The following is a 20,948-nucleotide window of genomic DNA, read 5'->3' as shown; positions in this document are numbered from 1 at the left end:
ATGAAACGTGGGGATTTCCCTTAGTGCCCGCTTACTTCCGGTGCTTCGCCATATAGCCGAGATAGGCGATGACCGCATCGAGATCGCCGTCGCTGAGCGCGTTCTTGTCGAAGCCGGGCATCTTCATGTCGGCCCAGGCGCGAATCGACTTCGGATCGCGGATGAACGACTTCAGCACCCACGGCTGAAAGTATTCGGTCGGATTGTGCGGCCGGTTGAGGTCCGGGCCCATCGAGGCGTCGCCGGCGCCGTTGAGCTTGTGGCACACCATGCATTGCGTCGCGAAGACGCGCTGGCCGCGGCGGATCGGCGAATCCGCGGGCACGTTCTTGCCGACCGCGATCTGCGGCCAGCGCGCGGCGAGCGTCGGCGCGATGCGGATCGCATCGACCTTGAAGGGCCATTGCTCGCTGGACACGCCCGATGCGGCCGGATCGATCCAGACGAGATAGAACGGACCGATATCGCCGCTGCCCGAAACCTGCGGCCACGGCTCGTCCGGCGTCTCGATCGCGAGCCACGGTTCGGCGCGCTTTTTCGCATCGCCGAAAAGCAGCCTGGCGGGCAGGTGCGTGACGAAGCCGTCGGTGGCGGTGATCTGCAGTTCCTTGTCGGCGGGCAATGCGGCGATACCGAGCAGGGCGCGCAACGGCACCGCGCGATACGTCATCGTGCGATGAAACGTGACGTCGTTCGGCACGCGGATCGTTGCGGCATCGGGGCGCGCGAGCAGTTGTTCGGCCGTGAGCGAACGTTCGCCGCCCACGTTGATGACGAGGCTTGCCGCCATCGACGACGCGCAGGCGAGCATCAGGCCCGCCAGCGCGATCATGCGTTTCAGGTTCGTGTTCATCGCCGTCAGAAGAAAGGCCGCGCGAAGCGGCTCAACGTTCATCGCCCGCGAACTGCGTGCGCAGCGACTTGCGGATGACCTTGCCCGTGGCCGTCATCGGCAGTTCGGTGACGAAGCGCACGTCGCGCGGATATTCGTGCGCCGCGAGGCGTGTGCGGACGTGTTCCTGCAATTCGCGCACGAGCGCAGCGCCGGGCTCGAAGCCCTCGTTCAGCACGACGGCCGCGCACACGATCTCCGTGCGCTGCGCATCCGGCACGCCGATGACCGCCGCGAAGCGCACCGCCGGATGCCTGAGCAGGCAATCCTCGATCGGACCCGGCCCGATGCGATAGCCCGCGCTCGTAATGACATCGTCGTCGCGGCCGATGAAGCGGAAGAAGCCGTCGCCGTCGAGCGTGCCGAGATCGCCCGTCAGCAGGAAATCGCCGCGAAACTTCTGCGCGGTCGCGGCTTCGTCGCGCCAGTAGCCGAGGAACATGACCGGATCGGGCCGCGCTATCGCGATGTGTCCTTGCGTGCCGTTGGGCACGGGCATGCCGTCGTCATCGACGATCGCGACGCGATGCCCCGGCACCGCGCGGCCGATCGCGCCGTTGCGCGGCTCGAACCATGTTTCGCACGACGACAGCACCATGTTGCACTCGGTCTGCCCGTAGAACTCGTTGATGGTGACGCCGAGCATGGCGCGCCCCCACGACAGCAACTCCTCGCCGAGCGATTCGCCGCCGCTCGCCACCGAGCGCAACGCGAGACCGTCGCGCTTCGCGTGGGGCGTCGCGCGCATCATCTTGAGCGCGGTCGGCGGCAGGAACGTGTGACTCACCTTATGGCGCGCGAGCAAATCGAACGCGGCGACGCCGTCGAACTTGTCGAAGCGGCGCGCGAGCACCGGCACGCCGTGATGCCACGAGGGCATGAGCACGTCGAACAGCCCGCCGATCCACGCCCAGTCCGCGGGCGTCCAGAACAGCGTGGCATCGCGCGGAAAGCACTGCTGCGACATTTCCACGCCCGGCAAGTGGCCCGGCAGAATGCGATGCCCGTGCAGCGCGCCCTTCGGCTTGCCCGTCGTGCCGGACGTATAAATGATGACGGCGGGATCGTCCGCGGCGGTATCGACGAGCGCGTCGTCGTCGGATGCGGTTTCGATCGCGGGCCAGAAGTTCGTGTCGGTGTCGAAGAGGTGCTGCAACGCCGGCAGCGCGCCGCGAATCTGCGCGATTTTCGCGGCGCCCTCGGCATCCGTGACGACGGCCTTCGCGCCCGAATGCGCGAGCCGGAACTCGATCGCATCGATGCCGAACAGCGCGAAGAGCGGCACCGCGATGCAGCCCATGCGATACGCGGCGAGATGCGCGATCGCGGCTTCGACCGATTGCCGCACGAAGATCGCCACGCGGTCGCCACGCACGACGCCTTGCGCTTTCATCGCGTTGGCGAAGCGGTTGGAGAGGCGCTTGAGGTCGTCGAAGGTATAGCGCTGTTGCGAGGCATCGGCGGCTTCGACGATCAGCGCGAGACGGCCCGAGCCGTCGGCCCATTTGTCGCACACATCCTGCGCGATGTTGTAGCGCGCGGGAATGCGCCATTCGAACGGACCTGCGACGGCTTCATAGGCGTGGCCTGGCGGGAGCATGGGCGTGAGCGCGGGAGGGTGGATCGTGCGCTCATCATACTTCGAGACGGATCAGTCGATGCGCGTCTGCCAGGCCGCGACCGCGCTCGCGCACAGCGCAACGCCGATGATGAAGTAGAAGCCGTCGAGCGAGCTCAGGAAGTTCGCCTGCTGCGTGACGAGCCGGCCGATCTCGCCGACCGCGAGACTCTTCGCCGCCGCCGCGCCGTGGCCCATGCGTTCGAAACTGTCGATCAGGCCTTGATACGTGTTCTGGAAGACCGGATTGAACGGATTGACCGATTCGACGAGCCGCGTCTGGTGCAGCGCGGCGCGATGCTGTTCCAGAATGATGAGGGTCGCGGTCGAGAACGAGTAGGTCAGTTGCTTGACGATGTTCTTGAAGCGATAGCCGTGACTGTATTCGTCGATGGCGAAGATGCGGAACGTCAGGTTGGCGACCGGCAGCGCAATGAAGAGCAGCAGCATGCCGCGCAGGATCATGGGCGCGACGAGCCACGGCATGCTGACATCGGGCGGCATGTTGATCATCCACGCGCCGATGAACGCGGCGAGCAGAAAGCCCGTCATGATCAGCCACTTCTTGTGCTTGATGCGCGATGAAAAGCGAAAATACACGACGGCCATCGCGAGCGACGCCATCGACGTGAAGCCGACGAGCCGCCCCGCGTTCTCCACCGGATAGCCGAGCCCGGCTTCGAGCAGGCGCGAGACGAGAAAGCTCATCGCGTTGCTGATGTAGTAGAACGCGATGTACAGCACGATGCCCACCTGGAACGTCTTCTCGCGCAACGCGTGCAGCCGCAGCAACGGCTTCGGATGGTGCCACTGATGCCATACGAACCAGCCGAGCGCGACGAGTCCGGCGAGCGTCAGCAGAATCAGTTCCGGCGACGTGCTGAAGAGCTCGAACCGCACTTGCTGCATGACGATCTGCAACGCGCCTTGCGCGAACGCGAAGAGGATGTACGGCCAGAAATGCGACTCGCCGCGCGCTTCGGGATGCACGCGCCCCGAAGACGGCACCGCGACATATGCCAGCACGCCGAGCGCCACGCCCGCGAATGCGGTGCACGAAAATAGCGCGCGCCAGCCGACCCACGCGACGAGATAGCCGCCGCACAGCGGCGCGAGCGCGGTGCGGAGCAGGATCAGGTTCAGGAAGCGGCGCGTCGCGGCGGGGCGTGCCTGCGGCGTCAAGCGCGTCTGGATCAGAATGCGCGCGGCGCTCATCATCGGGCCGATGAAATAGCCCTGAAAGCCGCGTGCGAGCGCGAGTTCGATGGCGGACTCGGAAAACGTGGCCGCCACGGCGCCCGCGGCGAATAGAAACAGGCATCCGGCGATATAGCGGCGATTGCCGATCCGCTCGATCCACCATTGCTGCTGCAGAATGCCGAGCACCGACGCGACGGCATAGGCGCTCGACGCCCACACGAGTTCATCGGACGATGCATTGACGCCGCCCGCGATATAGCTCGTGAAGAAAGAGAAGATCGAGTTGTCGAAATAATCGAGACCCGTGGCGAGCGCGATGGACCACGGAAAGAGATCGCCGAGCAGGCGATCCGCAAGCTGCTTCGGATAACGAAACGACGCCGAGATCATTCGACATCCGTGCGCGGCTTGCGCGCGGCCATGCGTTCCTGCAACAGCGCTTCCTTGCTCTCGCCCGCGATTCTGCGTCTCAGATAGTCGAGATCGTGCGCCAGTTCGTTGCGCACCGCCTGCGCTTCCTTCAGTTCGCGGCGCACGGCGGCGATGCGCGCATCCACCGCGTCGAGCTGCTGCGCCAGCGCCTGCTCGATTTCCCGCAAGGACGACGCCGAAAAAGCGGTGCGGCCTTCGCCGAGCGTTTCCATCGGCCGTTTCAGTATTTCGACGATGCCTTGCAACGAGAAACCGAGCGAGCGCAGCCGCAAAATGCGCGCGAACAGTTCCAGATCCTGCTCGCTGTAGAGCCGGTAACGGCCTTCGCTGCGCGTGGGCGTGACGAGGCCGCGCTCTTCGTAATACTTGAGCGTGCGGGGCGTGACCTGCAGCCGTTCGGCGGCATCGCGGATGGTGAGCAGCGCGGGCTTGATCGTGGACATGGCGGGCATCGGGAGTGCGGAGTCGATGCCGTGCAGTATAACGCAAACCTGTACGTTCGCGTACAGGTTTGGCTGGCATGCGGAGTGCTAAGGAAAGGGGGCGCGATGATAGACTTGTCAGCTTCGCGGCGCCGGTTTTCGGCGCTGCCCGAACGTCACGAAAACCGAAACGCATGAAACGATTCTCGATGATCCGCGATTTCCACCTGGCGGACTGGTTCACGCTAGGCAATGCGGTGTGCGGCACGGGGGCGCTGTTCTCGTCGATGTCCTATCTCGACGACTCGGACGTGCTGCATATCTATCTGGCCTGCGCGCTGGTGTTCGCGGCGCTCGTCTTCGACGTGCTCGACGGCCGCATCGCGCGCTGGCGTCAGAAGGCGTCGCTGCTGGGCAAGGAACTGGATTCGCTCGCCGACGTGATCTCGTTCGGCGTCGCGCCGGCGATCATCGGCTACGGATTCGGCATGCGCGGGTTGTATGACCGCGTGATTCTGGCGTACTTCGTCGCGTGCGGCGTGTCGCGGCTTGCGCGCTACAACGTCACGACAGAAGAAATGTCGGGCGCCAGCGGCAAGGTCACGCACTTCGAGGGCACGCCGATTCCGACTTCGTTTCTGATCGTGCTGCTGCTGACCATCGGCGCGTGGTCCGGCGCGATCGGCGAAAGCATGTGGCTCGGCACATGGCGCATCGGCGGTTTCACGCTGCATCCGCTCGTGCTGATCTACGCGATTTCCGGCTCGCTGATGATCAGCCGCATCCGCATTCCTAAGCCATGACTTCGTGAGTTTCGAGCGGCGCAGCGCTGATCGCGGGCGCCGCATCGAACTTTTCCTTCAGCGACGCCGACAAAAACTCCACGAAGGTCCGGATTTTCGCGTCCACATGCTGGCGCGACGGATACACCGCGTACACGCTCGCGCCCTGCAGCGGATAGTCCGGAAAAAGGCGCACGAGCCGCCCGGCGCGAATGTCGTCGGCGACGAAATAATGCGGCATCGCCGAGACGCCCGCGCCCGCCAGCAAGGCGACGCGAAGCGCCTGCGCGTCGTTCACCACGATCTGATCGGCGGCTTCCGCCTGGGCCGCCGCGCAGGATGCAAGCTCCGCATGCCAGTCGCACGGATGCGCGAACGGCGCGTTGATGCGCGTGAGCGCGTGCATCGGCAGATCGCCGATCGATTCGACCGCGTTGCGCTTGAGATACGCGGGCGCGGCGACCAGCACGCGCTGAAACCGCCCGACGATCCGGTACGCGTTGCCCGAGTCCGGCAGCGCCGCGGCCGAGAGCACCGAGACGTCGAACTGTTCCTGCACGAGATCGGGCATGCCGGGAAGCAGTTTCAGATCGACCGTCACTTGCGGATGCGCACGGCGATACTCGACGATGGTGGACATCAGTTGCGTGAGCCCCAGATCCGGGGCCGCGTGCACGCGCAGGCGGCCGCGCGGCGTGGTGGCGGCGTCGCTGGCTTCGGCGTCGGCGGCGTCGATTTCGGCGAGAATCGTCTTGCACTTGCGGTAATAGCGCGCGCCGCTGTCGGTGAGCGAGACGCGGCGCGTCGTGCGCTGCAAAAGCCGCGTGCGCAGGTCGTCTTCCAGCGAGACGACCGCCCGCGACACGATGCCTACGCTGCAATCCATGTCCTTCGCCACACCGCTGAAGCTGCCGGTCTCGGCGACGCGCGAAAACACGCGCATGCTGAAGAGCTTGTCCATGTCCGCCTGCCTCCCGATTCCGCTGTTGTCCTCGATGGAATCAAGATACGTTCGCGCAACGCTTCACGCCATCAGCCGTGCATACAGGCAAGTCATCCTTGCGTATAGGTGTACGCGGCATGCCGGCGGCCGATCAGGACGAAATGCGCCATCGCGATGAGCGGGAAAGCCGTGGCGACCCAGGCGACGAGCGTCCAGCCGCCGCGCTCATAGAGCGGGCTCGCGAAAGCCGAGCCGATCGCGCCGCCCACGAAAATGCTCGTCATGTACACCGCGTTCAGCCGGTTGCGGCTCGCGGCGTGCAGCGCGTAGATTTCGCGCTGGCCGAGCACCATGTTCATCTGCACGGCGAAATCGAGCGCGATGCCCGTCACGACGAGCGCGCCGACGCCCCACGCCGGATGAAACACCACGGGCAAATACGCGAGCGCCGCGAGAATCAGCGCGATGAAGGTCGCGCGCACCGTGTGGCCCGCGTCGGCAAGGCGCCCGGCGATCGGCGCGGAGGTCGCGCCCGTCGCGCCGATCAGCGCGAAGATGCCGATGGCCGTCTGCGAAAGCCCGTAATGCCGCGTCAGCTCGACCGGAATGCCGGTCCAGAAGAGGCTGAACGACGCAAACATCAGCCCCTGATAGAGCGAACGGTGACGCAGCACCGGCATCGAGCGCACGAGATGGCCAAGCGAGCCGATCAACTGGAAGTACGTCGCCCGGTGATCCGGCTTGCGGTTCGGAATGGTGAGCGCGAGCACGGTCGTAATGCCGATCATGAGCACGGCGGCGGCCCCGAACATCGCGCGCCAGCCGAAGTGACCCGCGACGAGGCTCGATATCGGCCGCGACAGCAAGATCCCGAGCAACAGCCCGCTCATGATGGTGCCGACCACTTTGCCGCGCGATTCGTCCGGCGCGAGGTGCGCCGCGAGCGGAATCAGAATCTGCACCGCCACCGAGGAAAAGCCGATCAGCAGCGAAATCACGAGGAACCAGCCGGGCGTGTGCGTGAACGTGGCCGCCGCGAGACTCGCGATCGAAACCAGCGCGGTCGCGATCATGAGCTTGCGGTTTTCGACCAGATCGCCGAGCGGCACGATAAAAAAGAGCCCGAGCGCATAGCCGATCTGCGTCAGCGACACGATCAGGCTCGCGGTGCCGCCCGCCATGTGCAGATCGGGCGCGATGAGTTCGGTGATCGGCTGCGCGTAATACAGATTGGCGACGATCGCGCCGCAGCAAAAAGCGAACAGCGCGATGAGGCCGCGCGTCAGCGGGACGTGCCGGGCCGGGTCGAGCGAGGTCGATGTTGGGGTCGACATGGGGATTCCTTGGATGGCAGTCCGCGACTATACGTCGCCGATGCATAACGCGCTTGCACGGTCCGCGATTCCGTCATATGAAAGGTTCGCGCGGCGTCCCACATATACGTACATATGATTTCGCCGCCGCGGCCGCGTGCGTAAGATGACTTCATCCAAGCGGCGGACGGTCCCATGCCCGCCGAAATTCAGGACAACGCCCTTGCAACCGCCTTCAAGAGTCTCCGTGATCGACGATGACGAATCTGTCCGCGTCGCCTCCTCCAGCCTGCTGCGTTCGCTCGGCTGGGAGGTGAGCCTGTATCCGTCGGCCGAGTCGTTTTTCGATGCCGATCCGCTCGACGGACTCGCGTGCGTCATCACCGATCTCAACATGCCCGGCATGTCCGGCCTGCAACTGCAGCAGCGTCTGCGCGCGCTGAAACCGCGCGTGCCGGTCATGTTCATCACCGCGTTCGCTTCCGATGCCGCGCGCCGGCAGGCCATCGACGGCGGCGCGGTGTGCTTTCTCAGCAAGCCCGTCGATGGCGCGGCCGTCGCCGATTGCCTGGAACGCATCAAAGAAGGCTTTTTGAAGGGATAGAATGCAGTGCGTCATCCGGCCTTTCGCGCCGCGATGTTCTCAACGAACGCTCTTTTCGAACGCCCCATGACCCTGCCGCTCGTTTCGTTCGTCGTTCGTCTCCATTCGCCGGGCTTGGACCGGCTGTGATGGAGACATTTCAAAGCGCGCCGCGCCCGGTGCGTCACGATATCCGCATCGTGTCGATGCTCGCCGCGGCCATCGCACTCGCCGTGTTTCTCATCGACGCGCTCACGCCGCTCGATATTGCCATCGCGGTGCTGTATGTCATCGTCGTGCTGCTGGTCGCATCGACGGGCAATCGCACCGCGACCGTCAGCACGGCCTGGGGCTGCGTGATCCTCACGCTCGTCGGCTTCATTCTTTCGCACGACGAGAATGTGTCGGGCGGCGCGCTCGCGCGTTGCGCCGTGAGCCTGCTCGCGATCGGCACGACGGCGATTCTCTCGCTGCGCAATCTCGCCACCACGACGAAGATGCAGGAGCAGCTCGAACTGCTCAATCTGACGCACGACGCGATCGTCGCGCACGACATGAACGACCGCGTGACGTTCTGGAACCGCGGCGCGGAAGCGCTTTACGGCTTTACGGCGCAAGAGGCGATCGGCCAGCCGATCCAGCGCATGACGCAATCGAATTCGCCCGTGCCGCATACGCAGATACACGCCGAACTGCTGCGCTCGGGCCGCTGGGACGGCGAAATCACGCGCGTTCGCCACGACGGCGGCGAGATCGTGATCGCAAGCCGCGCGGCCTTGCTGCGCGACGCGAAAGGCCTGCCGCACGCGGTGCTCGCGACGAGCAACGACATCACCCCGCGCAAGCGCATGGAAGCCGAACTGCAGTGCCAGCGCGATGCCTTGCAGCGCAGCGAGGCGTTCCTGCTCGACGCGCAGCGCCTTTCGCGCACCGGCAGCATCGCGACGCGCCTGCCCGCCGGCACGATGTGGTGGTCCGACGAGGCGTACCGCATCTTCGACTATCCGCGCGACATCACGCCGTCCATCGACGCGGTGCTCGCGCGCACGCATCCCGACGACCTCGAAATCGTGCGCGGCGCGCATCAGGCGGCCGAGGCGGGCGCGTGCGACATCGAGATCGAGCATCGGCTGCTGCTGCCGGACGGATCGGTGAAGCACGTGCATTTCGTCGCGCATCGTGCATTGACGGAAAGCGACGGCGACGAATATGTCGGCGCGCTGATGGACGTCACCGACACCAAGCGCGCGCAGGAAGCACTCGCGCGCTCGACTGCCGAGCTTGCGCACGTCACGCGCGTCACGATGCTGGGCGAACTGGCCGCGTCGATCGCGCATGAAGTCACGCAGCCGATGGCCGCGATCGTCACGAGCGGCGACGCCGGGCTGCGCTGGCTCAACCGCCCGCAGCCGGAGATCGCCGAGGCGCAGCAGTCGATCGCGCAGATGATCCGCGACGCCAAGCGCGCGAGCGAGGTCATCGCCCGGATCCGCGCGATGGCGCGAAAGCGCGACAGCCAGCTTGCGACGCTCGACGTGAACGAGATCGTCGGCGAGACGATCGAACTGGTGCGGCGCGAGCTCGACCGGCATCGCGTGGACGTGCGCACCGAACTGGCCGCACCTTCGCCGACGGTGCGTTGCGATCGCGTGCAGTTGCAGCAGGTGCTCATCAATCTGATCATGAACGCCGCGCAGGCGATGTCCGGCGTACACGGGCCGCGCGCGCTGCGCATCGTGACGGGCGCGAGCGCGAGCGACGCCGGCTATGCGCAGATCACGGTGCAGGATTCCGGCACGGGCGTGAGCGAAGAAAATGCGCGTCGGCTTTTCGACGCCTTCTTCACGACCAAGGCCGAGGGCATGGGCATGGGCTTGTCGATCTGCCGCTCGATCATCGAGGCGCACGGCGGCAGGATCTGGGCGGAAGCGCCCGAGGAAGGCGGCGCGCGCTTGTGCTTCGTGCTGCCCGACAACGAAGGGGACGACGATGAGCTTTGAGAAGGACGGCGCGATGGTCTACGTGGTCGACGACGACGAATCCATGCGCGATGCGTTGCGCATGCTGCTGCGCTCCGTCGGCCTGAACGTGACGACGTTCGCGTCCGCGCACGAGTTCCTCGCGTACGACATGCCCGAGGTGCCGAGCTGCCTGATTCTCGACGTGCGGCTCAAAGGGCAGAGCGGCCTCGCCGTGCAGGAGCAGATGGCCGCGAGCCAGTTGGGCTTGCCGATCGTCTTCATGACCGCGCACGGCGATATCGCGATGACGGTGAAGGCGATGAAGGCCGGCGCGAAGGACTTTCTGGCGAAGCCGTTCCGCGATCAGGACATGCTCGACGCCGTCGCGCAGGCGCTGGACGCCGACGAGGAGCGGCGCGCGGCGAGCCGGTCGGTGGCGGACTTGCGGCGCTCGTATGAATCGCTCACACCGCGCGAGAGAGAGGTGATGGCGTTCGTCGTGTCGGGCCTGATGAACAAGCAGATCGCGGCGGAGATGAGCCTGAGCGAGATCACGGTGAAGATTCATCGCGGCCAGGCGATGAAGAAGATGGCGGCACGATCGCTCGCGGACCTCGTGCTGAAGGCGGAGGCGCTCGGCGTGAAGATGCCGCTAGGGGCGTCGGTGGCTTCGCGGGCGCAGAGGCTGTAAGTTTCTCGCTGCCGCGGCGAGCGCCGCGTCACTCACTCGTGCGTCTTCAGGACCATCGCTGCTTCCATTGCCGCCGCCCGCTCCAGCGGCAATTCCGTGTCGTGCCCCGCACGATCCAGCGCGCTCCAGTCATGCGGCGCGCTGAACGAATACCACGCGCCGAACGCCAGCACGGCGGCGCAACCCGATAACAGCCTGCGTGTCGATGTATCGCTCATGATGCGCTCCCGCTGCGTGACCATGACATCAGCTTAGAGAAGCGCACGCGCGCCGGCCATTCTACGAACGACTCGGCGCGCTCATACGAACGTTTGATGCCGATACTGCTTCCTCTGCGCAGCTACCATGCGCGGCCGCGGTCGGCGATCGCGGCGACGGCCTGCTCGTCGTTCGTGACGGCTTCGCCGTCGCCATCGGAAAAGCGATAGCTGCCGCGCGCTTCCGATTTCGCCTCATAGAGCGCGGCGTCGGCGCGTTTCAGCGCGCTTTCGAACGGCTCGCCGACGCGCGCGAGCGCAATGCCGACGCTCACGCCGACGCGCAGCGTCAGCCCGCACGAGAGCGCGTAGGGCACCGAGAGCTCGCGAATGATCTTGCGGGCGAAGGCCGCGCTCGATGCATCCGCGACATAGGCCGCGACGATGGCGAATTCGTCGCCGCCGAGACGCGCGGCCAGTTCGCCGCGGCGCATCGCGTTGCGCAGGCGGTCGGCGACGAGCTTGAGCAGTTCGTCGCCGGCGTTGTGGCCGTGCGTGTCGTTCACGCGCTTGAAGCCGTCGAGATCGACGTACATCACCATCACCTTGTCGCGGCCCGCGCCGCTCGCCATCATCCGTTCGGCGTGGTCGCCGAGATAACGCCGGTTCGGCAGCCCCGTGAGCGAATCGTGATGCGCCCAGTGCAGGATTTTCGCTTCCGCTTTGCGGCGCTCCGTCACGTCCTCGATGATGATGACCGCGCTGCCGTCCGGCACCGGGTTGCGGCTCAATTCGAGATGCCGCCCGTCGCGCAAGGGCAGATCGAGCGGCAGGCAGCCCTCCTTCAGCCAGTGCGCGCAGCGCTCGGGAAACTGCGCGCGCAGCGTGTCGCCGAATTTCGCGAGCCCGACATAGCCGATGAATTCCGGCAAGGACACGTCGAGCCGCAGCATGTCCGCGCTCGCGCCGAACAGTTCCGCCGCCTTGCGGTTCGCGATCACCACCTTGCCGGAGGCATCCACGGTGCACAGGCCATGCGGCATGTGCGCGAGCGCCGCGTCGAAGCGCGCGGCGATTTCGGCATGGCCGCGCTCGGCCGTCATCAGCGCGACGAGGCCGCGGTAATGGCGCTGGACGACCGCGCACATCGCGACGATGTATAGAAAGAGCGGCGGCACGAGTATCCAGTAACCCGCCGGCCCGAAAAGCCCGCCGACGCCGATGGGCAGCGCGCCCAGGCAGACCTGCGCGATCGCGAGATGCGGCGTGCCTGCATTGCGCGACGCGACGCCGCCGAGCAGTCCCGCCGTCACCATGATCGCGAGCGCAGCGAGCACTGCGTCGCCGGAAATGACGCAGGCCATCGTGCCGAGGCCGGTCGCAAGACACGTCAGGAGCGCGAACGGTGCATAGCGCGCGGCCCACGGACCGGGTTGCGGCGCGCCCGGCCTGCGCTGCGCGCGATAACGGCACACGATCGCAAGCCGCACGGCGAGCAGAAACAGGTCGCATGCGATCCAGATGACCGTCCACACCGCCGGCTGGCGGCCGAGCGCGATCAGCGCGACGAACGCGCCAGAGATGCCCGAGAGCAGCAGCGGACGAATATCCTCGACGAGCGTCGACAAAAGCCACGCGCGAATCGCGGGCGTGATGCGTCCGTCCTCTGTCGCCGGTGTGGCGAGAATCGAATCGATCAGGGACGGATTGCCTGACATACGGAAGACGGGCGGGCGCAATGAAAAACAACGGCGGTGCTCTCACCGCAGGTGTTCGTGTTTACGGCGTGGTTTGCACAAACTTTAGGCAGCGACGCGGCCCTCCGCGCCACAGGTCGAGATTATTCTCCCACAGCGCATTCTGACTTTCCTCTCAGCCGGATTATGTTTTCCAGGCGACATAGTAATTTACGTCCCAGTCCTTCCAAATTCACCGCGCGCACGGGTTTTGCCTCATCGAAAGCTTTCGTTTCAAAGACGATCATGAGTGGATGTCCCTGCGCGCCGCGCATCGGATGCCGTCGAGTGAAACTGTGATATCGCTGTAAGGACAATGTCGCGAAGCCGGCCGCAAGAACCGTCGCGCGACCCAAAAATGGAGACATCATGGATACGAACTCTGTCACACCGCCCGGTGCAAAAGGCGCGTCGCACGCCGATAACCACAAGCAGACGAAGAAGGCGACCGCGAGCGGCTGGATCGGCTCGGCGCTCGAATACTACGACTTCTTCATCTACGCGCAGGCCGCCGCGCTGATCTTCCCGCAGCTTTTCTTTCCATCGGGCAATCCGAAAGTGGCGATCGTCGCGTCGCTCGCAACATATGGCGTCGGCTACGTCGCGCGGCCGATCGGTGCATTCGTGCTCGGCCACTGGGGCGACACGCACGGCCGCAAGACCGTGCTCGTGCTGTGCATGTTCCTGATGGGCGTCTCGACGATGGCCGTCGGCCTCTTGCCGACGTATCACAGCGTCGGCATGCTCGCGCCCACGCTGCTCGTGATCCTGCGTCTGGTGCAGGGCTTCGCGGTCGCGGGTGAAATCTCAGGCGCGAGCTCGATGATTCTCGAACACGCGCCGTTCGGGCGGCGCGGCTTCTTCGCGAGCTTTACGCTGCAAGGCGTGCAGGCCGGGCAGATTCTCGCCGCGGCCGTGTTTCTGCCGCTCGCGTACTACATGCCCGAGGACGCGTTCAATGCGTGGGGCTGGCGCATTCCGTTCCTGCTCTCGGCGTTCGTGCTGATCGCGGGCTACATCATCCGGCGCGAAGTGCACGAGACCCCCGCGTTCGAGAACGAAGGCGAAAAGGGCGCGGTGCCGCGCTCGCCGATCGTCGATGCCTTCAAGTACAACCTGGGCGACATGTTCCGCGTCGTCTGCATGGCGCTGATGAACGTGATTCCCGTGGTCGCGACCATCTTCGGCGCGGCGTACGCGGTGCAGGCGGCCTACGGCGTCGGCTTTCACAAGAGCGTGTATCTGTGGATTCCGGTCGTCGGCAACATTCTCGCCGTGCTGGTGATTCCGCTCGTCGGCAACCTGTCGGACAAGATCGGGCGCAAGCCGCCGATCATCGTCGGCGCGCTCGCTTCCGGGGTGCTGTCGTATCTGTATCTGTACGCGATCAGCATCCACAACGTCTGGCTCGCGATCTTCGCGTCGCTGATCATGTGGGGCATCGTGTATCAGGGCTATAACGCGATCTTCCCGAGCTTCTATCCCGAGCTCTTCCCGACGCGCACGCGCGTCTCCGCGATGGCCATCTCGCAGAACGTCGGCACCACGATCACGGCGCTGCTGCCCGCGCTCTTCGCGACCGTCGCGCCGCCCGGATCGACCAACATTCCGTTCACGATCGGCTCGATCACGCTCGCCGTGACGATCATCTCGGCGATCGCCGCGTGGAGCGCGCGGGAGACGTATCGCATTCCGCTCAACCAGCTCGGCGAAGCGAACGCGCGGCCCGTCGAGAAAGCGGAGTACGACCGGCTGCGGGCGGAATCGGTCGCCAACGCGCGCGCTTCTTAAATCTCCTTTGCTTTTTTCCTTCTCGGGCGGTGCGTGAAAACGCGCCGCCGGGGTGAACTCGCGTTTTCTTTTTGACACGGTGGAATCGAAGTGAACACAGACTCAGGCAAGACACGTATCGCGGTGGCGGGTGCGGGCTATATCGGACAGGCGCACATGGGCGTCGCGCAGACGAGCGCGGATTGCACGCTGTCGGCCATCGTCGATCCGGCGCCGGCGGCCGCCGCCATCGCGGAAAAAGCGGGCGTGCCGCTCTACAGGACGCTCGATGAACTGCTCGCGAAAGACCGTCCCGACGGCATCGTGCTCGCGACGCCGAATCAGTTGCACGTCGAGCATGCGCGCATCTGTCTCGCGGCGGGCGTGCCGATGCTACTGGAAAAGCCGATCGCGCCGACCGTCGAGGAAGCGCAGGCGCTCGTCGACGAAACCGAACGCTCGGGCGTGAAAGTGCTGATTGGGCATCATCGCGCGCATAGCCCGATCATGGCGCGCGCGAGGCAAGTGATCGAGGAAGGGCGGCTCGGCAAGCTCGTCGCGGTGATGGGCAGCGCCGTGTTCTTCAAGCCCGACGAGTATTACGCGAGCGCGCCGTGGCGGCGCGAGCCGGGCGCCGGCCCGATCCTCTTGAACATGATCCACGAGGTGCACAATCTGCGCATGCTGTGCGGCGATATCGTCGCGGTGCAGGCGTTCGCTTCGCACGCGACGCGCGGCTTTCCCGTCGAAGATACGGTGGCGATCAATCTGCGTTTCGCAAGCGGCGCGCTCGGCACGTTCATGCTGTCCGATACGGCCGCGTGCCCGCGCAGCTGGGAGCAGACCTCGCAGGAGAACAAGGCGTATGCCACGTATCCCGACGAAGACTGCTACGTGATCGCGGGCACGACTGGCTCGCTTTCCGTGCCGACGATGCGTCTCAAGTCCTACGCCCGCGCCGAAGATCGCTCGTGGTGGAAGCCGTTCGAGGAAAGCATCGTGCCGATGACGCGCGACGATCCGCTCGCGCATCAGATGGCGCATTTCGCAAGTGTGGTGCGTGGCGAAGCCGAGCCTATTGTCAGCGCGCGCGACGGGCTGCAGAATCTGCGCATTACCGAGGCTATCGTGCTTGCCGCCAGCACGGGCGGCATCGTCGAAATCGCTTGACTCCGCTTAACTCTCCACGCAAGGAAATCTCATGGCAAAGATCCTGACGCTCCATGGCGTCAACCTCAACATGTTCGGCAAGCGCGATCCGAAGCAGTACGGCACGGCGACGCTCGCGCAAATCGACGAGCAAATGGCCGCGCTAGGCAAGGAGCTGGGCGTGGACGTGGAGTGCTACCAGACGAATATCGAAGGCGAAATGTGCTCGCGCATTCACCGCGCGTTCGAGGAAAAAGTCGATGCGATCGTCATCAACGCGGGCGCGTGGACGCATTACAGCTACGCGATCCGCGATGCGCTCGCCATTCTGAGCGCACCGATCATCGAAGTGCATATGTCGCACGTGCATGCGCGCGAGGAATTCCGCCACAAATCGGTATTCGCGGAAATCGCGAAGGGACAGATTTCGGGATTCGGCGTGGACAGCTATCTGCTGGGCCTGCGTGCGGCGGTCGCCGCGATCAACGCGGGCAAGTAAGGCCGATCAGGCAGGTGAAGCAAGCGGCGAGGCGTGGTTGCGCCTCGCCGGTTCATCGGGTCAGGCCGGGCGGCTGAAATCCTGCGAGCGGCCCGCTTTCGGCTCGCGCTCCGCCTGCGGACGCAGCGGCTCCGGATTGCGCTGCGCTGCGCCGCGGATGAACAACACCGCGCACACTGCGCACAGTCCCCACACTACGGCGATGATGGTCAAGTAGTTCATTTTCACTTCCCCGATGAACGCGGAGCGGCGTGCGTCCGCTCTCGCGCTTAGATCTTGTTTCCTGTTTCCCGGTCCCTTGGTCCTGTCACGCCTGCGACGCGGGCATCGCCAGCAACCGGCCGATCAACTGCTCCGCGAGCGCCTGCTGCTCGGTGATCGACACGGCGTCGGCGTCGGTGGCATCGCGCCCGGCGTGCAAACGCCCGGCGAGTCGCATGATGTTGTCCGACACCGACTGCAGCGTGCTCAGCAACTCGGCCTGCGTGGCCGGCGTGCCGTCCTGCGGTGCTTCAGCGAAACGCTCCGCCGTACGATGCGGCCTGGCGTTTCCTTCCATCGACTGATACATGGCGACTCCCCGTGAGTGGATGATGCGATTGTCCGCCGTCGCGCCGAAATCAATCCTCCGAATAACACCTGATTCCGGTCTCAAATCGTTTGTTGTTCGCTCTGAAGATTGGCGCGCGATCGCGGGTTGTCCACTCAGCAAGGTCTGCGGGCCGCCGGGCGGTAAAATCGCAGACTCCCTTGCCGAGATAGTGAGCGTTTTTTCCGCCGGCCAATATGACCATCCGCACCAAAAAACCACACTTTTTGCCCGATTGGCGGTGCGTGCGAAGGTCGGAATGAGGCAGGAAAGCGAGCGGCGCTTCTAAAGCGGTAATTTGTGCGATACAGCAGGCATTTAACATCGACATGGTTCAGGGCAACACGAACGAAGCTTCTCTCAAGCGCGGCCTGAAAAGCCGCCACATTCAGCTGATCGCGCTCGGCGGCGCGATCGGCACCGGACTTTTTCTCGGCGTCGCGCAAACGATCAAACTCGCCGGGCCCTCCGTGCTGCTCGGCTACGCGATCGCCGGCGTGATGGCGTTTTTCATCATGCGGCAACTGGGCGAGATGATCGTGGACGAGCCGGTCGCGGGCTCCTTCAGCCATTTCGCGGACAAGTACTGGGGGCACGCGTCCGGCTTCATTTCGGGATGGAATTACTGGGCCATTTACATCCTGGTGAGCATGGCCGAGCTCTCGGCGATCGGCATCTACATGCAGTACTGGTGGCCGGCTTTGCCGACGTGGGTATCGGCGCTCGCGTGCTTCGTGATCGTCAACGCGATCAACCTGACGAGCGTGAAGTCGTACGGCGAGACGGAGTTCTGGTTCGCCATCGTGAAAGTCGCGGCGATCGTCGGGATGATTCTTTTCGGCGGCTATCTGCTCGCATCGGGTAAGGCCGGTCCGGAGGCGAGCGTCGCGAACCTGTGGCAACTCGGCGGTTTCTTTCCGAACGGCGTGAACGGACTCGTGATGTCGATGGCCGTGATCATGTTTTCGTTCGGCGGCCTGGAACTCGTGGGCATCACGGCGGCGGAAGCGGAAGATCCGTCGAAAAGCATTCCGCGCGCGACCAATCAGGTCATTTACCGCATTCTCATTTTTTATGTCGGCGCGCTCGGCGTGCTGCTTGCGCTGTATCCGTGGGACAAGGTTGCGACCGGCGGCAGCCCGTTCGTGCTGATTTTCCGCGAGATGAACAGCACGCTCGTCGCCAACGTGCTCAACGTAATCGTGCTGACCGCCGCGCTGTCCGTGTACAACAGCGGCGTCTACGCGAATAGCCGCATGCTCTACGGCCTCGCGCAGCAAGGCAACGCGCCGCGCATGTTTGCAAACGTGAGCGCGCGGGGCATTCCGCTGACAGCGCTCGGCGTCTCGGCGCTCGTGACGGCGGCGTGCGTCGTCATCAACTATGTGATGCCGGGCCGCGCGTTCGGCCTGCTGATGGGGCTCGCGGTGTCGGCGCTCGTCATCAACTGGGCGATGATCAGCATCATCCATCTCAAGTTCCGGCGGCAAAAGCGCGCGCGCAACGAAACGACCCTGTTCCGCAGCTTCGGCTATCCGCTCACGAACTACGTGGTGCTCGCGTTCCTCGCGGGGATCGTCTGGGTGATGTTCGAGACGCCGGACCTGCGGCTGTCCGTGTACCTGATCCCGGTTTGGCTGGCCGTTCTCGTAATCGGCTACTATCTCAAAAAACGGGGCGCTGACGCGCAACGCGCCGGCCGTCTCGAATCCCGCTGAAATCCTCGCTCCGACACACATACCATGTTCGAACATATCGATGCCTACCCCGGCGACCCGATCCTCTCGCTGAACGAAAACTTCCAGAAGGACCCGCGCACGAACAAGGTCAATCTGAGCATCGGCATTTACTTCGACGACGAAGGCCGTCTGCCCGTGATGCAGGCGGTTCGCGAAGCGGAACTGTCGATCCTGAAAGAGCTCGGCCCGAAACCGTATCTGCCGATGGCCGGTTTCGCGCACTATCGCGACGCCGTGCAGCAGCTCGTGTTCGGCCACGACAGCCCCGCGCGCGCCGCGGGCCGCATCGCCACGGTGCAGACGCTCGGCGGTTCGGGCGCGCTGAAAGTGGGCGCCGATTTCATCAAGCGCTATTTCCCGCAATCGAAGGTGTGGGTGAGCGATCCGACGTGGGAAAACCATCGCTTCATCTTCGAGCGCGCGGGTTTCGAGGTGAACACGTACCCGTATTACGACGAAGCCACCGGCGGCCTGCGCTTCGATGCGATGCTCGAAGGCATCGACGAGCTGCCCGCGAAGAGCGTCGTGCTGCTGCATGCGTGCTGCCATAACCCGACGGGCGTCGATCTGGATCAGGCGCAATGGCTCAAGCTCATCGACGTGCTGCAAAAGCGCGATCTGCTGCCGTTCGTCGATATGGCGTATCAGGGCTTCGGTTCCGGTCTCGACGACGACGCGTTCGCCGTGCGCGAACTCGCGCGCCGCGGCGTGCCGGCGTTCATCGCCAATTCGTTCTCGAAGAATTTCTCGCTGTACGGCGAGCGCTGCGGCGGCCTGCACGTGATCTGCGACGACGCCGCCGAAGCCGACCGCGTGCTCGGCCAGTTGACGAGCGCGGTGCGCGCGAACTACAGCAATCCGCCGACGCACGGCGCGAAGATCGTGACGCACGTGCTGAACACGCCCGAACTGAAGCAGTCGTGGGAAAAGGAACTCGCGTCGATGTGCCAGCGCATCGCGCGCATGCGTCAGGCGATCCACGACGGACTGAAGGATCATGTGCGCGGCGAAATGCTCACGCGCTACGTGAAGCAGCGCGGCATGTTCACGTACACGGGCCTCGTCGCGGAACAGGCCGACCGGCTGAAAGAAGAGTTCGGCGTGTATATCCTGCGCTCGGGCCGCATGTGCGTCGCGGGCCTGAACGAGCGCAACGTGCAGGCCGTCGCCGATGCGATCGGCAAGGTGCTCGCGCCACAGTAAGCGCTACAGATCGGGGCAGGACAGCACGTTCTGCCTCGGCAGGCTGCCCGGCCCCGTCTCCACTTTCGTGCCGCGCACTGGCGTGAGGATGAGCCTCACGCTCGTCGTGCCTTCGTTCGCGAGCACGTACACGTCGCCGCTGCCTTCCGGCTGCCAGTACACGCGAAACACCTCGCCTTCCTTGTAAACGTGCAGCGCGCCGTGCCTCACGACGCCGCCGCGCCAGAAATTCACGCTTTCCCCTTCGCGCAGCGCGAACATGCCGTCTTGCCCGTTCGTGGCGCTTTCGAGCGTGCCGCATACGGCGTCGGCGGCGCGCGCATGGGTGCAGACGGCGAGCGCCGCCGCGCACAGGATGATCGATCCGCGGTTCATCGGTCATGCCCTCCTCATGAAAAATTATCGGCAGGCGCGTTCATCGTAAGCGCGTGCGCCGTGCCGCGCTCATCGCAAGATATGCGCCGACGTTCCGCCGCGCGTGTGCTAATTTGAATGGAAGCACTTCGATCTTGGAGGGCGTCATGACCGTGATCGCACCGGACGAAAGAGCGGATTTTCTGGCGATCCTTGCGCGGCATCGGCTGGAGGAAAGCGATTTTCTCGTGCAGGAAGGCGGCGCGTCCGATGTCGTGGACGATGTTTATCCGCTGCAGGGCCACGTCACCATCACGCGGCGTTCCACATTGAAGGAACGCGAATATCGCATCGGACACGGCACGGAATGGACCGCCGCGTTCGAAAAGGATTTGAACAAGGGCGTGTTCGGCTGAACAGGCACGCCGCAGTCAGGTTTTTCACGCACTTTTTCGACGCGGAGCACGCGATGAGACCGTCCGAATTCGAATCGTTCAAGGCGCATGTCGCGATGCTGCTGCGGGATTTGCCGCGCGGCATGACGGCGGATCTCACCGATGTCGCCGTCGCGTACTGGAACGGCACGCAGGTCGTCGGTGCGTATCTGCGCGATAACGGCCGCATCGACGAAGATTTCGAATTCGACGAAAACGCGTGGGGCAACTGGCGCGACGAATTTCTGCTCTGGTTCGACGCACCCCGTTTCACCGAGCGCGCCGACTTGAAGGCCGCGTTCGTCGCCGGCGTCATGACCGCGAACCTGCCCGGCGGGCGCTGGCCGCGTCCGCTCTGACGTCCGCTTTGACTTCATCCCCGACTTCATCCCCGACTTCATCCCTGACGAAGTCCTTGCAGGCACGCCGTTCATTCCTTAG

The 20,948-nt window shown here is 64.7% G+C and carries 23 protein-coding genes; 12 read left to right on the top strand and 11 right to left on the bottom strand.

Translation table 11 applies throughout. The annotated features are described in order from the left end of the window. Window positions 1–31: 31 nt before the first annotated feature. Genes LY284_RS26550 through LY284_RS26535 form a run of 4 tightly spaced genes read right to left on the bottom strand, consistent with a single transcriptional unit; the run spans window position 32 to window position 4,585 of the window. The gene (locus tag LY284_RS26550) at window positions 32–895 is read right to left on the bottom strand and encodes a cytochrome c (RefSeq protein ID WP_233389031.1); all 864 of its coding nucleotides are present in this window, start codon (window positions 893–895) and stop codon (window positions 32–34) included. Then, window positions 885–2,492 (bottom strand): acyl-CoA synthetase, encoded by a 1,608-nt coding sequence (locus tag LY284_RS26545; protein ID WP_233389029.1) that lies wholly within the window; start codon window positions 2,490–2,492, stop codon window positions 885–887. Before LY284_RS26545 ends, LY284_RS26550 begins: the two co-directional genes overlap by 11 nt. Before the next feature lie 51 nt (window positions 2,493–2,543). Next, complete coding sequence (locus LY284_RS26540) at window positions 2,544–4,100, bottom strand: MFS transporter (protein ID WP_233389027.1); 1,557 nt, start codon at window positions 4,098–4,100, stop codon at window positions 2,544–2,546. Further along, window positions 4,097–4,585, bottom strand: a complete 489-nt coding sequence (locus LY284_RS26535) for a MerR family transcriptional regulator (RefSeq protein WP_233389025.1) — start codon at window positions 4,583–4,585, stop codon at window positions 4,097–4,099. The genes LY284_RS26540 and LY284_RS26535 overlap by 4 nt, the downstream gene beginning before the upstream one ends. A gap of 173 nt (window positions 4,586–4,758) precedes the next feature. Here LY284_RS26535 and pssA point away from each other — a divergent pair, with 173 nt between their 5' ends. Continuing rightward, window positions 4,759–5,367: a CDP-diacylglycerol--serine O-phosphatidyltransferase gene (gene pssA, locus LY284_RS26530; protein WP_014253085.1), complete on the top strand. Its 609-nt coding sequence runs from the start codon at window positions 4,759–4,761 to the stop codon at window positions 5,365–5,367. On the opposite strand, the gene LY284_RS26525 is transcribed toward pssA, so the two are convergent. Beyond that, window positions 5,357–6,307 (bottom strand): LysR family transcriptional regulator, encoded by a 951-nt coding sequence (locus tag LY284_RS26525; RefSeq protein ID WP_233389023.1) that lies wholly within the window; start codon window positions 6,305–6,307, stop codon window positions 5,357–5,359. The two genes, pssA and LY284_RS26525, sit on opposite strands and share 11 nt — an antisense overlap. Before the next feature lie 92 nt (window positions 6,308–6,399). Next, window positions 6,400–7,623 carry an MFS transporter gene (locus LY284_RS26520; RefSeq protein WP_233389021.1) on the bottom strand — a complete coding sequence of 408 codons (1,224 nt, stop codon included), beginning with the start codon at window positions 7,621–7,623 and terminating at the stop codon, window positions 6,400–6,402. 226 nt (window positions 7,624–7,849) lie between these two features. Between LY284_RS26520 and LY284_RS26515 the strand changes: the two genes are divergently transcribed. The 3 genes from LY284_RS26515 (at window position 7,850) to LY284_RS26505 (ending at window position 10,837) form a co-directional block, all read left to right on the top strand. Continuing rightward, the gene (locus LY284_RS26515; protein WP_144404117.1) at window positions 7,850–8,206 is read left to right on the top strand and encodes a response regulator transcription factor; all 357 of its coding nucleotides are present in this window, start codon (window positions 7,850–7,852) and stop codon (window positions 8,204–8,206) included. A 128-nt stretch (window positions 8,207–8,334) separates the two neighbouring features. Then, window positions 8,335–10,185, top strand: a complete 1,851-nt coding sequence (locus tag LY284_RS26510) for an ATP-binding protein (protein ID WP_233389019.1) — start codon at window positions 8,335–8,337, stop codon at window positions 10,183–10,185. Further along, window positions 10,175–10,837 (top strand): response regulator transcription factor, encoded by a 663-nt coding sequence (locus LY284_RS26505; RefSeq protein WP_233389018.1) that lies wholly within the window; start codon window positions 10,175–10,177, stop codon window positions 10,835–10,837. The genes LY284_RS26510 and LY284_RS26505 overlap by 11 nt, the downstream gene beginning before the upstream one ends. Window positions 10,838–10,869: 32 nt before the next feature. Here LY284_RS26505 and LY284_RS26500 read toward each other — a convergent pair whose 3' ends face one another. Both LY284_RS26500 and LY284_RS26495 read right to left on the bottom strand, forming a co-directional pair. Then, complete coding sequence (locus tag LY284_RS26500) at window positions 10,870–11,055, bottom strand: hypothetical protein (protein WP_233389015.1); 186 nt, start codon at window positions 11,053–11,055, stop codon at window positions 10,870–10,872. A gap of 122 nt (window positions 11,056–11,177) precedes the next feature. Further along, window positions 11,178–12,752, bottom strand: a complete 1,575-nt coding sequence (locus LY284_RS26495; RefSeq protein ID WP_233389013.1) for a sensor domain-containing diguanylate cyclase — start codon at window positions 12,750–12,752, stop codon at window positions 11,178–11,180. Window positions 12,753–13,139: 387 nt separating this feature from the next. Between LY284_RS26495 and LY284_RS26490 the strand changes: the two genes are divergently transcribed. The 3 genes from LY284_RS26490 to aroQ all read left to right on the top strand — a co-directional run bounded on the left by LY284_RS26490 (window position 13,140) and on the right by aroQ (window position 16,188). Continuing rightward, window positions 13,140–14,561, top strand: coding sequence for an MFS transporter (locus LY284_RS26490; RefSeq protein WP_233389011.1), 1,422 nt, complete (start codon window positions 13,140–13,142; stop codon window positions 14,559–14,561). A gap of 90 nt (window positions 14,562–14,651) precedes the next feature. Continuing rightward, the gene (locus tag LY284_RS26485) at window positions 14,652–15,710 is read left to right on the top strand and encodes a Gfo/Idh/MocA family protein (RefSeq protein WP_075644318.1); all 1,059 of its coding nucleotides are present in this window, start codon (window positions 14,652–14,654) and stop codon (window positions 15,708–15,710) included. Between the two features lie 31 nt (window positions 15,711–15,741). Continuing rightward, window positions 15,742–16,188 carry a type II 3-dehydroquinate dehydratase gene (aroQ, locus tag LY284_RS26480; RefSeq protein ID WP_014253094.1) on the top strand — a complete coding sequence of 149 codons (447 nt, stop codon included), beginning with the start codon at window positions 15,742–15,744 and terminating at the stop codon, window positions 16,186–16,188. A gap of 60 nt (window positions 16,189–16,248) precedes the next feature. On the opposite strand, the gene LY284_RS26475 is transcribed toward aroQ, so the two are convergent. After that, window positions 16,249–16,410: a hypothetical protein gene (locus LY284_RS26475; RefSeq protein WP_233389009.1), complete on the bottom strand. Its 162-nt coding sequence runs from the start codon at window positions 16,408–16,410 to the stop codon at window positions 16,249–16,251. A gap of 85 nt (window positions 16,411–16,495) precedes the next feature. Continuing rightward, on the bottom strand, window positions 16,496–16,759 hold the full coding sequence (locus LY284_RS26470; protein ID WP_233389007.1) for a hypothetical protein: 264 nt from the start codon (window positions 16,757–16,759) through the stop codon (window positions 16,496–16,498). On the opposite strand from LY284_RS26470, the gene LY284_RS26465 reads away from it, so the two are divergent. From LY284_RS26465 to LY284_RS26455, 3 genes are read left to right on the top strand one after another with little or no spacing between them, the layout of a single operon-like run. After that, window positions 16,758–17,066 (top strand): hypothetical protein, encoded by a 309-nt coding sequence (locus LY284_RS26465; protein WP_233389005.1) that lies wholly within the window; start codon window positions 16,758–16,760, stop codon window positions 17,064–17,066. The two genes, LY284_RS26470 and LY284_RS26465, sit on opposite strands and share 2 nt — an antisense overlap. Window positions 17,067–17,106: 40 nt before the next feature. Further along, the gene (locus tag LY284_RS26460) at window positions 17,107–18,495 is read left to right on the top strand and encodes an amino acid permease (RefSeq protein WP_233389004.1); all 1,389 of its coding nucleotides are present in this window, start codon (window positions 17,107–17,109) and stop codon (window positions 18,493–18,495) included. Window positions 18,496–18,519: 24 nt separating this feature from the next. Then, window positions 18,520–19,719, top strand: coding sequence for an amino acid aminotransferase (locus LY284_RS26455; RefSeq protein ID WP_233389001.1), 1,200 nt, complete (start codon window positions 18,520–18,522; stop codon window positions 19,717–19,719). Between the two features lie 3 nt (window positions 19,720–19,722). On the opposite strand, the gene LY284_RS26450 is transcribed toward LY284_RS26455, so the two are convergent. Then, complete coding sequence (locus LY284_RS26450) at window positions 19,723–20,094, bottom strand: hypothetical protein (protein ID WP_045459649.1); 372 nt, start codon at window positions 20,092–20,094, stop codon at window positions 19,723–19,725. A 146-nt stretch (window positions 20,095–20,240) separates the two neighbouring features. Here LY284_RS26450 and LY284_RS26445 point away from each other — a divergent pair, with 146 nt between their 5' ends. Continuing rightward, the gene (locus LY284_RS26445; protein WP_014253098.1) at window positions 20,241–20,489 is read left to right on the top strand and encodes a hypothetical protein; all 249 of its coding nucleotides are present in this window, start codon (window positions 20,241–20,243) and stop codon (window positions 20,487–20,489) included. A 53-nt stretch (window positions 20,490–20,542) separates the two neighbouring features. After that, window positions 20,543–20,866: a hypothetical protein gene (locus LY284_RS26440; RefSeq protein WP_014253099.1), complete on the top strand. Its 324-nt coding sequence runs from the start codon at window positions 20,543–20,545 to the stop codon at window positions 20,864–20,866. Window positions 20,867–20,948 lie beyond the last annotated feature (82 nt).

Source organism: Caballeronia sp. PC1 (genome assembly GCF_021353155.1).
In the GTDB taxonomy this organism is placed as follows: Bacteria; Pseudomonadota; Gammaproteobacteria; order Burkholderiales; family Burkholderiaceae; genus Caballeronia; species Caballeronia cordobensis.
This window is presented reverse-complemented; position numbering and strand designations above follow the sequence as displayed.